This is a genomic window from Chryseobacterium sp. AG363, from assembly GCF_003610675.1.
Taxonomy (GTDB): domain Bacteria; phylum Bacteroidota; class Bacteroidia; order Flavobacteriales; family Weeksellaceae; genus Chryseobacterium; species Chryseobacterium cucumeris.
Map to the genome: position 1 here is coordinate 1279067 of NZ_RAQF01000002.1, position 15750 is coordinate 1294816.

The 15750-nt window shown below is 35.1% G+C and carries 8 protein-coding genes; 4 read left to right on the forward strand and 4 right to left on the reverse strand.

Annotated features, from left to right (window positions below):
• Positions 1-19: 19 nt before the first annotated feature.
• Positions 20-3040 (reverse strand): SusC/RagA family TonB-linked outer membrane protein, encoded by a 3021-nt coding sequence (locus DEU39_RS05650; RefSeq protein WP_120231241.1) that lies wholly within the window; start codon positions 3038-3040, stop codon positions 20-22.
• Between the two features lie 649 nt (positions 3041-3689).
• On the opposite strand from DEU39_RS05650, the gene DEU39_RS05655 reads away from it, so the two are divergent.
• The 4 genes from DEU39_RS05655 (at position 3690) to DEU39_RS05670 (ending at position 10599) form a co-directional block, all read left to right on the forward strand.
• Positions 3690-3998: a helix-turn-helix domain-containing protein gene (locus DEU39_RS05655; RefSeq protein WP_120231242.1), complete on the forward strand. Its 309-nt coding sequence runs from the start codon at positions 3690-3692 to the stop codon at positions 3996-3998.
• Positions 3999-4350: 352 nt separating this feature from the next.
• The gene (locus tag DEU39_RS05660) at positions 4351-8268 is read left to right on the forward strand and encodes an N-6 DNA methylase (protein ID WP_120231243.1); all 3918 of its coding nucleotides are present in this window, start codon (positions 4351-4353) and stop codon (positions 8266-8268) included.
• 575 nt (positions 8269-8843) lie between these two features.
• Positions 8844-9041: a hypothetical protein gene (locus DEU39_RS05665; protein ID WP_120231244.1), complete on the forward strand. Its 198-nt coding sequence runs from the start codon at positions 8844-8846 to the stop codon at positions 9039-9041.
• Positions 9042-9048: 7 nt separating this feature from the next.
• Positions 9049-10599, forward strand: coding sequence for a T9SS type A sorting domain-containing protein (locus tag DEU39_RS05670; RefSeq protein WP_120231245.1), 1551 nt, complete (start codon positions 9049-9051; stop codon positions 10597-10599).
• 1176 nt (positions 10600-11775) lie between these two features.
• Here the strand turns inward: DEU39_RS05670 and DEU39_RS05680 are convergent.
• The 3 genes from DEU39_RS05680 to DEU39_RS05690 form a co-directional block, all read right to left on the reverse strand.
• The gene (locus DEU39_RS05680; protein ID WP_120231247.1) at positions 11776-13863 is read right to left on the reverse strand and encodes a type IA DNA topoisomerase; all 2088 of its coding nucleotides are present in this window, start codon (positions 13861-13863) and stop codon (positions 11776-11778) included.
• A gap of 20 nt (positions 13864-13883) precedes the next feature.
• Entirely contained in the window at positions 13884-15341 is a 1458-nt protein-coding gene (locus DEU39_RS05685) for a DUF3945 domain-containing protein (protein ID WP_120231248.1), read from the reverse strand.
• A 98-nt stretch (positions 15342-15439) separates the two neighbouring features.
• A complete protein-coding gene (locus DEU39_RS05690; RefSeq protein ID WP_073174892.1) occupies positions 15440-15721 on the reverse strand; it encodes a helix-turn-helix domain-containing protein in 282 nt (93 codons plus the stop codon).
• Positions 15722-15750 lie beyond the last annotated feature (29 nt).

Consider the following 15750-nt stretch of genomic DNA (forward strand, 5'->3'; position numbering starts at 1 on the left):
TTTTTTTTAGCATTTAGATTTACAGGGTGATCAGCACTCCCATGGAATAAGTTTTTAAAGGCGGCAGGAAGCCAATGTTCCTGAACTCAGGATCAGGCCCGAAGTATCTGGTAAAGGTCAGCAGGTTCTGTCCCTGAAAATAAACTTTCACACTTTTAAATGTGCCCTTTACCGGAACCTGATAGCCCAGCTCCAGGTTCTTAAGGCGGATAAAAGAAGCATCGGACACCGTTGCCGTACTGTTCATAAAAAACACATGGAGCTGATTCCTGATCCCATTACTGCCTGAAGAATACGGCATATAGCTTCCCCCGGGATTCTCAGCAGACCATACATCCAGTACCTCCTGAGGCTGGTTATTCATGGTTCCCGGTATCGGCATGATATTGTTATAATTCCAGTTTCTCTGTTTCACAAACTGAAAAAGAAACGACAGGTTCCAGTTCTTATAGCGAAGGGTATTGTTCCAGCCTCCAAAATAACGTACACCTATATTCTCCACAGCCTGCCTGTCATCAGGCGCTGTGATCTTGCCATCGCCATTAAAGTCTTTGAACCGGTATAATCCCGTAGCCGGATCAATTCCTTCATACTGGTATACTTTTACTGAAGTAATAGGCTGTCCTATGACATAGGTATTGGCATAGGTAGACCCTGCAAGACCCGGAAAAGCAACCAGCTTGTTCTTTGGAAAACTTATATTAACGTTTGATTCCCACTGAAAAGCTCCACCTGAAAAAGGTCTCCCGGAGAGTTCCAGCTCCCATCCCGAGTTCTCCACGACGGCATCCAGATTCGCCAGTACACTTGGAAACCCAGTTATGGAAGGAAGCTGATATCCCACCAACTGGCTCGAAGAACGGTTCCTGTACCACGCTGTGATCAGGTTAATCCTGTTTTTCAGAAATCCCAGCTCCAAAGCCGCTTCCAACTTGGTGGTCTTTTCCCAGCTGTAATCCGGATTATACAGCCTTGAAGGATTGAGGCCTGCGGTATTATTATACAGGTATTCCGAGAGATCATAGGTATCCAGATACCCATAGTCTCCAATATTATCACTTCCGGTAGTTCCGTAGCTGCTACGAAGTTTCCCAAAGCTCAGCCATTTCTTATTTTTCAAAAATCCTTCCTGAGAGAATATCCATGCCGCTCCCACGGCCCCGAAATTCGCAAACTTATTGCTGGGACCAAAGCGGCTGCTTCCATCCCTTCTTCCCGTCACATTCAGGATATACCTTCCGGCATATTGGTAATTCACCCTTCCAAAGAAGGCGGCATATCGGTACTCCGTTTTAATCTGATCGGTAATAATCCTGGTCCTTGCCGCTCCTATATTTTCTATAAAAGCATTGCTCTCAAATCCAATCCCGATCATAGAACCCTGATTGCCTGTATCCCGCTGAAAGGTCGTCCCTACCAGCACATCCAAGGCATGTCTGCCCTTCTTCATCTGCCAACTGAGTTGAGGTTCCAAAATAAAGGAAAAACGGTCCTGATTACTTCTATATGACTGCGAGCTTGCACTGGACTGCCCCTGATAGGAAGCAGGATTATACATGGTATTGGGCTTTAATGACCTTTCATCAAAAGACTGGTAATTAAGCCCTCCACTGAACTTCAGAAACCAATATTTCAGCAGTTCATACTGTACATTTATATTGGTTAAAAACTGCTTGTTCTCATAGGAATAGGAGCTGTTATAGAGCCCTGCCGGATTGTTAAAGGAATTGTTCTCCCAATTGAGGCTCCCATCCGGCAGATATAAAGCAGGAGCATAGGGAACCATCAGGTAAGCCTGTCTGGTAATATCCTCACTCAGTACGTTATTTTTCTGAAGGGAAAACCTGCTGGAAACACTGAGCTGAAAACGTTTGTCTTCAGAACTGTGGCTGATATTGGCAGCCAGATTATCCGCCTTATACTTAAACCCTTTTGAAAACACGGTAGACTGCTCATTGTGCCCATAGCCTACCAGAAAACTTGTTCTGTCATTGCCTCCGTTTAAGGAAACATTCGCGGTAAAAGCATCTGCGGTATTTCCGATGAGTTCTTTCCTCCAATCGGTATACCTCCCCTGATCCCACACTCCATTGACATCATAGGCATTAGCCGGATAGGCAGAAATTCCATCATTCTGATAGGCCTGCCTCCGCATCCTTAGATAATCCTCAGTCTTCATCATCGTTAGATTACTGATCACAGAACTCACCGCATAGGAAGTCCCTGCATTTAGTCCCAGATTCCCTGCTCCTCCTGCACCTGCACCAACTTTCCCATTCTTCCCTTTCTTGGTAGTGACCAGCACGACTCCATTCGCTCCCCTAGATCCATAGATCGAGGTCGCATCCGCATCTTTCAGAATCTCAATACTCTCAATATCCGCAGGATTAATACTATTCAGCGGATTGATACTGCTGGCGGGCAGTACCGCTCCTGAAAACTGGGAAGCCATTTCTCCTCCTACCGGAACCCCATCTACTACATACAATGGATTATTCCCCAAAGCCCTCAGACTGTTCTTTCCTCTTATCTGTATATCATAGCCACCTCCCGGCATTCCCGAGTTCTGTACAATATTCACTCCCGCTACCCTTCCCTGAGCCGCAGAGAGCACATTCAAAACGGGCTGATTTCCGATATCTTTTGCTGAAACTTTGGCAATACTACCGGTTCTTTCTTTGTCTTTAACCTTGTAGTAGCCAGCATTGAGAATAACTTCTTCGATTCCCTTTACTTTTTGTTCTAGACTGATATTAACGACGGTCTGATTAGTGAGTGTGAATTTTTCTTCTGCATAATCAGGGTGTCTGAACAATAGGATGGTATTTTCTGCTGAAACCTGTAAGGTATAGGTTCCGTTGTTGCCGGTCATGGTTATCTGATCACTGCCCTCTTGGGAGATTATGACTCCTGAAAGAGGTTTACCTGATGAGGTTACGGTACCGGAAATGGTGCGTGTCTGAGCTTTTGTACCAATGCTTACAGCGGTAAACATGAGCCCAAAGAAAATGCCTCCTATATTGTAATAGGAATTTTTCATAGATTTGTAAAGGTTTTTAATTTAATTAATAACTTAATTATGCTCTTTCCTGATGTTTTAGTCGACTTATGGGAAAGGGCTTTTTTCTTTCTTCTGATTTTTAAGTTGAGTAGTTTTTGATTCATTTTTTTTAATAAAGACTTTCCTGATGCCCTTTGGTATGAAAAAGACTGGTGAGGTTCTGCAATCAGTGACCGCAAGGCACCGGAAAGAATTTAATATGAATGAAATCTGTGTTCCCGTGTAAGCTTTTTAAAGCCGCAATAGGTTGTACATTCCTATTGTATCGTGTAGTCTGATACTATGTTTAGGAAGCGGGCTTAGAATAAAAAAGATAATTGTAGGACAGCAGAACTGCATAAATAAAAAACGGCATGGAACTCTACATTATCCGAGCAGAGGCACTGGTATACCCATAACAACAGATAAGAGAGCCCACGCCTAGGTCGTGAGCTTCAAGCCTATCATCTCGTTGTTATTTGAAAATTACCAGTTTTCTGCTTCGAGATTCTAAGCAATAGCTTCTAATATTTCTTTGAAGTATCGCAAAGTTACATTTATTGTAACCTATTTTACAAATATAATAAAAAAAACAATAGACGACATATATATCTTCATGAAAAGCATTTAAAAGATCAAACTTTACTACATGTATAAATGGGAGTTAGAGGATTTAAAGTTTCAAATTGGTAAGTTAATTCAAGTCTATAGGTTAAGGAGAGAACTATCGCAATTCCAATTAGGATTGGAATTAAATATCTCTAAAGATCATGTAGGTAGAATTGAGAGAGGATTGACTAATCCAACAATTGAAAACATTGTAAAACTTAGTAACTTTTTGGAAATTGATATTTTGTACTTATTCTCCAAGCTGAATGAGAAAGAGTTACAAAGTCTGGAACTAGAGATTCAGCAATTACAAATAGAATTTAAAAATCATAATAGAAAAAAGTCCTAACATTTAGTTAGGACTTTTTTCTATTTACCAATTATTTTTTAATAACGTTCAGAACATTGTTTAAGAACATCTTATTAATGTGGAGATTCTTGTCGCTTTTTCTCTAGTATATACTTCATAAGAATTATCTTAAAGACTCGACTAAAATAAAATATTTAAGCAACTTTTATCATTAAGGATTTCAGACTTCAAGTATTTTTTTAGAATCATTTTCTACGAATTATAAGCTTTTAATTACTAAATCTTTACACAAAAAATCCGCAATTGTAGGAGCTATTTACCGTGTATATTAAAAATTTTCATAAATTTCATTCATTAAAGTGATACTTTTGCAGATCAAGATGACTATAAGATGATTGATAAGGAAAATTTAAAAAAGGTTTTAAAAAAAATCGGGTTTATTGAAAAAAGCAAATATGTACTTGAAAAGTTTTTTCCAGATGTAGATGCTTATCTCAAAGTAGATTTTAAGCAGGAAAAAATTTATTACCCTCTTGACAAAGGTCTTATTTTAAGCGGTGACTTTATTACCACATTCGCTAATAAAGAAAATTTTGTTGTGCTTGAATGTGTTAGTAGACTTTTCACTAAAGGCTATAAGCCCCAACATATTGAACTTGAACCACGATGGATTGTTGGGCATGGTGCAAGTGGAGGTCGTGCCGATATAATGATTAAAGATAATTCTGAAAAGTCACTTATAATTATTGAATGTAAAACACCAGGTAAAGAGTTTGATGATGAATGGAAAAAAACATTAATTAATGGTGGTCAATTACTATCTTACGCTAAACAGGCTGGAAGTACACAATTTGTTGCATTATATACCTCAGACTTTATAGATGATGAAATAATTCATCCAAATTATTATCTTCTTACATTAAAAGATAATGTAAAGCTTTTAGAAGAACTCTCAAGTGAAGATCAGCAACCTTTAACATATTCAGAAGCTAAATTATTAGATAAAGAAGATATTTTTAAAGCTTGGAAAAACACTTATTCTCAAGACTATGCCACTAAGGGATTATTCGAAGATGACATACCTGCCTATGAGATTGGCAAAAAAAAGTACTCCATTGCAGACTTAGACAAAATCAGTAGCAAAGATATTCAAGGTAAATATCATCAGTTTGCAACTATATTAAGACAGCATAATGTTTCTGGTAGAGAAAATGCGTTTGATAAATTAGTAAATTTATTTTTATGTAAAATAGTTGATGAAACAAATAATCCTGAAGAATTAAAATTCTACTGGAAAGGAATTGCTTATGATAGTCCATTTGAGTTAGTTGATAGGCTTCAAAGGCTCTACCAAGAAGGCATGCAGCGTTTTTTGGGCGAAGATGTCGTTTATGTCAGCAATAATCAAATTGAGGATGCTTTTAGATTTTTCAAAAAAGATCCTGATGCTACACAAGAAACTATAAAAAAATTTTTTAAAGAATTAAAATTTTATAATAATAACGATTTTGGATTCATAGATGTTCATAATGAAAAGCTATTTCACCAGAATACTAAAGTTTTAATCGCGCTTATAAAAATGTTGCAAGATATTAAACTTAAATCTGATGACGAAGAGCATCAATTTTTAGGTGATATGTTTGAGGGATTTCTTGATCAAGGAGTAAAACAATCCGAAGGTCAATTTTTTACCCCAATGCCAATCGTTAAATTTATATTAAAATCATTACCCCTTGAAGAGATTATTATTGAAGGTGATTCAATTCCTAAGGTAATTGACTATGCTTGTGGAGCGGGACATTTTTTAAATGAATATGCGCAAGAGATTAAGCCTATAATCAAAGACATAAAAGATGCTGAGATTAGTAACTATTTTTCACAAATTTTAGGTATTGAGAAAGAATATAGACTCTCTAAAGTTTCAAAAGTATCTGCTTTTATGTACGGACAAGATGAAATAAACATTGTTTATGCTGATGCCTTAGGGAATGTACCATCCGTAAAAGAAAAAGATTTTTCAATTTTAATCGCAAATCCGCCATATAGTGTAAAAGGATTTTTAGAAACGTTGTCTGAAAGTGACAGAAAAAAATTTCAGTTGATAAAAACTGTTGGAGAAAAGAGTTTCCCCAATAATAATAGTATTGAAGCATTTTTTATAGAAAGAGCGAAGCAAATATTAAAACCCGACGGAGTGGCAGGTATTATTGTTCCCGCATCTATATTAACAAAAGGAAAAACAAAAAGTACATCAAAATCAACCAACATCTTTGTGGCGACTAGAGAAATATTACTCAAATATTTTGATATCATCGCAATTGCAGAATTTGGAAAAGGAACTTTTGGAAAAACAGGTACCAATACAGTAACCCTTTTTATAAGAAGAAAAAAAGAGGAACCTGCACCTGCTGATCATTTTAAAAATAGAATCGATTCATGGTTTAAAAGTGATGAAACAAAAGATGACATATTTGAGGATGAGCATTTATTAAAACATTATTGTATCCACTTAGAAATTTCACTGAAACATTATAAAACTTTACTTAATGGTAGCCCAAGTTCCGAGTTATTGGAATCAGAATTATTTCTCGAATATTTTAAAGAATTTAATAATTGGGCAGAGATTAAAAACAGGAAAAAACAATCTACATTCAAATCATTATCTAAAGATGAACAGGAACTTGAATTAAAATTAAGATTTGTAAAGTATCTACAGGAATGTGAAAAGGACAAGTTATACTACTTTGTATTAGCTTATCAAAACCCTCAAAAAGTCCTTATTGTAAAAAGTCCTTCTAAAATTACTGAGATGAAAGAGTTTTTGGGTTATGAATGGAGCAGTGCTAAAGGAAAGGAAGGAATAAAATACATTAGCGACTTTGTGTTAGAAGATATAATTGGTGAAAATATCGAAGAAAACGAGGACGGGGATGTACTTTTAGAAGAAGATGATGTAAGGGTTTTAAGTAATATTTACAATTTAAATAATATAAATACACCCTTATATGATCCTCAAGATAATGAAAACTCTGAAAAAATAAATTTTTTAATTGCGCAAAACTTTGGAAAAGCAGAGATAGCTATTCCAGAAGCTCTTAAAAATTTCGTATCAATATCTTCTCTATATGAAATGATAGATTTTAGAAAAATTAATTTCAATAAATCAATCACACTAACTCCAAGTACAACATATAATTTCGAAACAAAATGGCACCTTGTGAAACTAAGTAGTATTGCAACTATAAATCCATCAAAAACTGAGATTAGAGATATCAGTGATATAACGCCAATTAGTTTTGTTGATATGGCTGCAGTAAGTGATAGAGGGTTTATTTCAAAAATAGAAAAGAAAGAATATAAAGAGATTAAAAACGGAAGTTATACTTATTTTCAAAATGGAGATATTTTAATAGCAAAAATAACACCTTGCATGGAAAATGGAAAATGTGCATTAGCAATCAATCTACCAACTAAAATTGGATTTGGAAGTACCGAATTTCATGTTATAAGATGTAATAATCCTGAGCAAAGTAAATATATTTTTGCACTTCTAAATAATCCTTATATCAGAAAAGTAGCTGAACAAAATATGACTGGATCCAGCGGGCATAGAAGAGTTCCAGAGGATTTTTATTCGAATTTAAAAATACCTGTAATGCCTGATGAAATTGAAAAAAAGTTGATTAAAGAGTTTACTAAGATAGATAAAGAATTTTCTGAAGCTGTACAATCGATTGACAGAGAACAAGAAAAACTTGAAGCACTATATAATGAAGCTTATCTTAAAGCAGACAAGATATACAAAATCAGTGACACTGACTATTTTGCCATTTCTATTGGAAAAAGAGTTTTGAAAAAAGAACTTAATAGAGATGGATTAGGAATTCCAGTATATAGTGCGAATGTTTTTCAACAATTTGGATTTATTAATAAACAATTACTAGATGATTTTTCAAGCCCAAGTGTTATTTGGGGTATTGATGGTGATTGGATGGTAAATTGTTTGCCAGCAAATTACAAATTTTATCCTACTGACCATTGTGGTGTTATAAGAATTAAGAAGGATGATGTTCATCCCAAATATTTGGCTTGGGTTTTAAAGGTTGAAGGTGAACGACTTAGATTTTCAAGAGCTAATAGAGCATCTATGGATAGTATAAGTACAATTTCTATAAAAGCTCCATCTAAGTCGATACAAAAGAAACTAATTGAAGAAGTCGAAAAAATAGAAAACAAAATCAGTATAGCACAAGCATTAATCGAAACTGTAGATTTAAAAAAACAAGAAATTATTAACAGATTTTTGTGAAGCGTACAAGTAAAAGATTTGATAATTAACAATTAGATTTTTTTAATTGCGATTTTTAATACTTTACAGTTATACCATAAAATTGACAAAGTACTTATGAGTCAGCAGATAAATATACACAAAGACAAATAAACGTAACACATCTCATTTGTTTTCATTTCTTAATAATCATCTCCGAAGTCAAAAACTTTGGAGTTTTTTATTTGAAATTTCTTGAATTTTCTTAGGAAAAATTAAAATTCGGCAAAGTACTTAGTTAAAATGAATCAATGTCCTGAATTATGGTAATCCGTAAATAAAATGACCATAATCAGTCCTTTGTAAAAATCTCAAAATACCACCGAATAATCTATGCTACATTATATGGACAAATGGTCTAAAATGTAAGATTAATAATTATGGTAAGAAATAGTAGCATTAAGAATTTAACCTTTACTAATATTTCCAAATCATCAACTAATTATTCGATAATTGTTCATCTTGGATTACAAAAACGTTGATTTTTAACGCTTTTTTTAATATCTTCAAAATTCATTATAAAAAATACTCAAAGTATTTTAGAATATGCACGAAATATGTACGAATCAATTTATTCAGATATTTTTCAGACATTTTTATCGAACCTTCTTTATGATGAAAGAGGTAGTATTCTCAAAAGCGGGATTAATGTTCTTTCATTGAAGTTTTTACCTATATTTGCGTGGTTTAATTCTGCCGAATTTCAGGATAAAACCGCTAACTCCATCGTAAAATATCAGAAATTAGTTAAATAAAATAATCATGAAATACCAAGCGATATTTATCGTTTTGTTATCATCTGTACACCTCTTTTTTGCTCAGGTACTTGATAATAATTTTGGAACCAATGGAAAAATGGTTTATGACATCAATGCAAACTCAAATCTTGAGAAAATAGGGTCGATGATTGCTGTGAGCAACAGTAAAATACTGGTTGGAGGTACTGACAATACCAGCGCTTATCTTGTGAGACACAATTCTGACGGTTCTTTTGACACTTCTTTTCAGAGTAACGGAATCAAACAGCTTCCGTTTAAATCAATTGAAAAAATATTAAAGACAAGCAACAACGAGATGATCATTCTCGGAACTAAGCTTGCCACCGACGGCTATTTTAACATCATCGTCTGTAAAGTTGATGAAAATGGAAATTATGTTACAAATTTCGGTACAAACGGTATTCTGGAAATCAATTTTGGCGCTCAGTCAGATGACAATGTCTTTAACGGTGAACTGCAATCTGACGGAAAAATAATTGTGGTCGGTAACAAAAGAGGCACGAATGCATTTACAGAAGGTTACGTTTTGCGTTTATTACAGAACGGCCAATTTGATACTACATTTAATAATACCGGACTATTCACTATTGCACCTGTTAATCACCGCCATTATTTAAATGCCGTAAATATTGCTCCAAATGGAACAATCGTTTGTTCAGGCTATCTTTTGCTGACGACAGGCTCCAACCAAGGTAGAATGTTTATATTAAGATTGTTACCAAACGGAACTTTGGATACTTCATTTGCCTCCGTAGGATACAGATATTTTAATGTTACGAATATAGGTAGCTCACTGTCAAGCACCAATATTGTTTTAAGTGACGGAAGTATTTTATTGGGCGGAGAATCATTCTCATCAAGCAATAACAATGTTTCATCTAACTTTACAATAATAAAATTCAATGTGGATGGTTCTTTTGAAAATTCTTTCGGAACGAACGGTGTTGTACAGACACTTCTTCCAAGTATCGGAGGTCAGCTGAGAAATATGAAATTAGATTCTTCAAATAATATTATCGCAGTTGGTTCTACATACTCGGCGACCAATGGTAATGAAAATTTTGCGATGATGAAATTTAATCTATCTGGGATTTTAGATACACAATTCGGAAATTCCGGTGTTGTAATTACAGATTTTTCAGGATTTCAGGATATTCCATATTCATCGTTGGTTTTTGATTCAAAAATAATTCTTGCAGGATTTGCTTCTTCTTCAGATTTTCCCAGCAACAGCAAATTTGCACTTGCACAATACACATACAATAACTTAGGAATTGTTGAGCCTAAAAAAGCAGATAACTTCAAGATCTTCCCGACAGTTTTTTCAGACAATATTAATATAAAATGTGAAAAAGAGACCAAAGTAAGCGTTGGTATTTTTGATTATTCGGGTAAACTTATTTATGAAAAAGAAAATTTCAGATGCTCTCAAACTACGGAACAGCTGCAACTGCCGATCTCAAAGCAAGGAGTATATTGGTCACAAATCAATTCAGGAAATGAAATTTCTGTTCAGAAATTGATAAAGAAGTAATATTGGAGTTGCTAACTTTGTTAGGGCACAATTCTTATACTCTTTAACTTTAAGAGTATGAAAAAGATCAGAAAAAAGTACTCTTATTTAAAATTAACAACTCCCTAATATAAAGGTTGAAACTGTAATCCCCTAAACACTTGTTTTCACTCCAAAAGCAAAAGCCTTCCCACAGAAGGCTTTTTGGATTTTTAATAGTTCCCAGGAAATCTTCAACATCTTTTCCGTTAGTGGTTTTAACATAATCAAAGCAAGAAAATAGCTGATTATCATAAATTACTGAAACCGCCTTATTCTGATTACAATTGTTTTGTTCATTATACTTATATAGTTTCATGTAATGTACATTGGCCGAAAAAAGATCTTTACCAATATTTAGAACAAGACGATGATCGTTTTTCTTGTCTGTTGAAGAAACCTGTTCTCTGTATGATGCTTTCTTTTGACATTGAAACAAAACAACTGAGACTAACAGTACTGTTAGTATTTTAATATTTTCCATTATTATTGATATCATTGACTTTGTAAGTGATCTGTAGCTTATAACTGTCTCTTAAGACTTGGCCGGTAAAATTTTCATTAGTATCTGAAAATTCGTAAAAAAAGCATCTCATGTTAACAATGAGATGCTTTTGTCTATTTTTAGTTCTTAATTATTGATTAATGACCTCAATATAATTCTTTAATAATATGCTTACCATCATCCAAATATTAAGTGATCGTTTTACTGTTTACTATTTCTTTGACAATTATAAAATAATTATGAAGCAGGAAGGTATATAGTTCAAATATAAATGACTGTAGTAGTTATATTAGGAGATATCTTTATTTTTTAATAATCCAACTGTAATCCATACAAGGTTACCAAAGATTAACAATACAATATAACGATAGCCTAAAATATGAGCGAAACGCCCTATCAAAAACGATATGATTAATATGGTAAGAATGATAAATTGTTTTCGCATTAGTTTTTTTTTGTAATCGAAAATATTACATTATAAAAATAAGAGAGGAAATAAAATGTTATTTATTTTTTAAGTAAACATTAACAATTAAACTCATTATTGAGCAGTTTGAAATCCACAGTAGATAGGTGTCATTATTAATACTCCTATACTGGAAATGGATTCGTAATCTATAGTTAAATAAAATCTAAAATGTAATTGTATTTAACTAAAAATTCTTTGTAAGCTCAAATGTTGTAATGAAATCCTCTTTTAAAATCAAATAAGCATCAAACTTTTTACCGTTTTTGCTTTTCATGTTTTTGATTAATGAGGTTTTGTTTTGAGTTAATAACAAAGTAAGATCTTTAATACTAAGTCGTACTCCGCAAATAATTCTGAAGAGAATCCAACTGCATTGTTCATCTGGGCATTTGACAATTTTATCCTTGATAATAAGATTGTGTTGCTGGCATTTGGGGCATATTAATTGTGGAATATTTTCTTGGGGAATATATAGTGATAAAAGTTCGCTGGTGATATCTGCTGTGTACGCTTGGATGTCGTTCATGAATTGGTTTTTATTGAGTTCACCTTTTTCAATTTTATCAAGTGCTATTTCCCATTCTGCGGTCATTTGAACATTGGCTATTTTTTTGTCTTTAACAAGGTTGTAAACCTGCAGGCCTTTATCTGTAGGATGCAGCGTTTTGCTTTTCCTGAAAATATAGTTTCTGCTGAGCAAGGTTTCAATAATGGAAGCTCTGGTAGCTGGGGTTCCGATGCTGATATTGGAGAGTGCTTTTTGTTCTTCTTTATTTTCAACAGATCGGCCTGCATTTTCCATCGCTGATAAGAGGTCAGCTTCTGTATAAAGTTTGGGAGATTGCGTTACTTTTTCGAGTAATTCTGTTTTTGAGATCTTCAACTCATCTCCGATTTTAAGTTCTGGAAGTTCTGTAAGGACTTCATTTTTATTATCGGAATTTTCACTATCAGTGAGAAGTCCTTTGATGGCTCGCCAACCATGACTGAGTATTTTTGTGCCTTTGACCTGGAATTCATAATGATGTACTTTTATCATAATGTGGCTGATTTTTTTTATACACGCATGGGAAATGGATTCCAATAAGCGGTAAGCAATCATCTCATAAATGGCTTTTTCGGTAGTACTAAGTGCGGATGGAATTTTCGTAGTGATAAGCAAACCGTGATGATCCGTTACTTTTACATCATTAACTATACGCTTGTTGAAGTTTCCGAATTTTAAAGTAGATATGGCTGATTTAAATTGATGGTTTGTATTGAGAATTCTGACTAGTTCAGGAATTTCAGGCCATATATCTTCAGGAATATATTTGCTGCCGGTTCTGGGATAGGTAATAAATTTCTTTTCATACAAGCTTTGGGCAATCTGTAAAACCTCATCGGCAGAAAGGCCAAGCTTCCTGTTGGCTTCTTTCTGTAATTCTGTGAGATCAAAAAGTAAGGGAGATTGTTCCTGTACTGTTGTAACAGATATATCTTTTACAACAGCCCTACCCTCCCGCTCTATGGATTTTTGGATTTGTTCTGCCTGCTTTTTTTCTTCCCACTGTAATTGTGAAATACTGGTGAAGTCCGTATATTCTTTTCTATGGCTCAGCTGGATTTGAAAATACTTTTGCTTGGTGAAGTTTTGATGTTGCAGGAATCTATGACAGATGAGAGCAAGCGTTGGTGTCTGCACTCTGCCTAATGAATAAACGTCTTGGTTTCCGGCGATAGTTAATGCCTGTGTGGCATTAATTCCAACGAGCCAGTCCGCTTCGCTTCTGGCTTTAGCAGCTTCATATAAACCGTCAAAGGTATCACCTGGCTGAAGGTTTTTAAATCCGTCCTGTATTGCTTTTTCTGTAAGGGAACTGATCCATAGTCTCTCAAAAGGTTTGTTGCATTGTATGTAGTGATAGATATAGCGGAAGATCAGCTCTCCTTCCCTTCCTGCATCTGTTGCCACAATAATACTGCTGCATTGATTGATGACTTGTTTTATGGTGTTGAGTTGTTTTAAAGCGAAAGGATCAGGCTCATAGCCGTTTACTTTCTTTAGTTTTTTAGGAGTCAGAATAAAAGGGTCTGGAAAGATAGGCAAAGAGGTTTTGTTAAAGCCTTTTATACCATAATCTTCCGGCATTCCCAATGCGATCAGATGTCCCAATGCCCAGGTGACACAATATCCGTTACCGGACAAGTAACCGTCTTTTTTTTCATGAGCTCCTAACAAATGTGCAATTTCTCTTGCGACGCTCGGTTTTTCTGCGATGATTGCTTTCATATCATGGATTTAAATGATTATTATAGTTTTTGTCCCCTTGGTTTTCTAACCTTTTTTTGCTGATCTTCCTGCTGTTGATTGGCAGGCTGCTGCTGTTTTGATTCTAAAGGCTCCTTCACATTTTTAGTAGCTTCATTGGTTTTACCCTGGGTGTTAACCGCGGTTTGGGTGTTGTGATCCTCTGTAGGTTTTGCCTCTTTAAGTTTATTGGGATGGGTAAAGGAGAATTCGGTTTTGGAGGTTTCTTTGTTGAAGGTAATATACCCCTGATAGGCTTTGCCTTTGGCATCCGTAAGGCCGTCAATATAAATGGTTTGCCCGGCTTTGAACTTTTCATACTGGGAATCGTCCAGTTCTTTTCCTCTGAATACTTTAGGTGCTTCTTTATCTGTATGCTGAGTTTGCTGTTGGTTATGATGATATTGACTTTGTTGTTGATTCTGATTATTATTGAACAGAAATTCCACATAGCGCTTATCCGCGTTGAATTGTACGGTGGCATCGAAAAGCTCGTCTTTTTTAGAGGTCATGCCTTCAAGATATAAAGGTTTTCCTTCCAGTAAGATTTGTTTTTGATGTTCATTGAGCCTAATTCCTTTAATTTCATCAGGAATTTTCATGTACTCCGCTCGATAGGCAACCAGTTCATTGGTGAGACGATCACGGCTGATGACTGATGGAATGATTTCATCGGTTTTAGGATTGACCAGATCCACTACCCTGCCCATATTCCCGGTTTCTTTCAGGTTTTTTTTGTCTTCATCACTGAACTGATGACCTAAGAATTTATTATTGAGGTTCGGCTCTTTGCGGATGCCATGCAAATGAACAGCAACCTGTCCTGTATCTCCTGTCTGAAGGGAAAGCCTGACATCCATCTTGCTCACTGCCGTTCCCAGATTAATGGTGATGGGAATTAATGTATTGGTTTTAAAACCTCTGAGTAATGAATCCATAGCGTTCATCTTTTCAAGCTTCTCCTGATTAAGGCCGAATTTCTCCATCGTTTTCCAGTCGATCTGTTCAAGCTGAAAACGATATTCCTGATTGTCTGTGTTGTTGTCCATTGTATTTTGATTTTTGGGATTATTATTGTGTTGAGGTAAAACTTCGTAGTCTTTCAGCTTTTCTTTTTCTTCGGGGGATGCCTGATCAACATACTTCTGAAGATCCTTGGCGGTATTGACAGCATCATATTCTGAAACCTTGAAAAAGTTGAAATGCGTGGGGTTTTTAAGCTGCCGGTAAAAGTTGGAAAAGAAATTGGAGAATAGATCGCCGTGTTTATCAACCCTGATCAACTGCTCATTATCCTTTTTTTCTTGTGGAGGAACCTTTTGCAGATTCCCATCCTGATCAATTCCTTTAACCATTTCAACCTGGTTGGTATGAATGTTCAGCACTATCAAAGTGTCTGTTGATGGTTTGAGTCCACCAGATTCCTGTGAATTTATCAATTTTATCAATTCATCTTCCATTGTATTTTATTTAATGGAACGAAGGTATAGGCTTAATTAAGTGACTCGTAAAGATTGGAATGGTGATGAATGATTTGGCGGTGGATGTCTTGCTACTATCAAGAGTTTAAACACTCCCGGATCAATTGATGGACATCAGAAAGCTTATAATACAGCTTTCCGCTGATAGTATAGTAAGGCAGCTTTTTATCAGTCCGGTACCGCTGTAATGATCGGGAACTTATTTTTAAAAGCTGTAAAACATCCTGGTTATCCAGAAGCTGCTCTCCGTCTACTTCTATAAATCTGGATTGGTTCTTAATCATCTGTTCTTTCAGTAGGTCAAATCTTTCCATGATTCTTTCCATCCAGGCTATAAATTCTGTTCTTTCGATATTCATAACTGTGATTTTTATGATTGCTGGTGATG

Excerpts from the sequence above, each read along its gene's own strand:
- DEU39_RS05650 (WP_120231241.1), bottom strand. The coding sequence starts at position 3,040 with ATGAAAAATTCCTATTACAATATAGGAGGCATTTTCTTTGGGCTCATG.
- DEU39_RS05680 (WP_120231247.1), bottom strand. The coding sequence starts at position 13,863 with ATGAAAGCAATCATCGCAGAAAAACCGAGCGTCGCAAGAGAAATTGCA.
- DEU39_RS05665 (WP_120231244.1), top strand. The coding sequence starts at position 8,844 with ATGTACGAATCAATTTATTCAGATATTTTTCAGACATTTTTATCGAAC.
- DEU39_RS05655 (WP_120231242.1), top strand. The coding sequence starts at position 3,690 with ATGTATAAATGGGAGTTAGAGGATTTAAAGTTTCAAATTGGTAAGTTA.
- DEU39_RS05670 (WP_120231245.1), top strand. The coding sequence starts at position 9,049 with ATGAAATACCAAGCGATATTTATCGTTTTGTTATCATCTGTACACCTC.
- DEU39_RS05690 (WP_073174892.1), bottom strand. The coding sequence starts at position 15,721 with ATGAATATCGAAAGAACAGAATTTATAGCCTGGATGGAAAGAATCATG.
- DEU39_RS05660 (WP_120231243.1), top strand. The coding sequence starts at position 4,351 with ATGATTGATAAGGAAAATTTAAAAAAGGTTTTAAAAAAAATCGGGTTT.
- DEU39_RS05685 (WP_120231248.1), bottom strand. The coding sequence starts at position 15,341 with ATGGAAGATGAATTGATAAAATTGATAAATTCACAGGAATCTGGTGGA.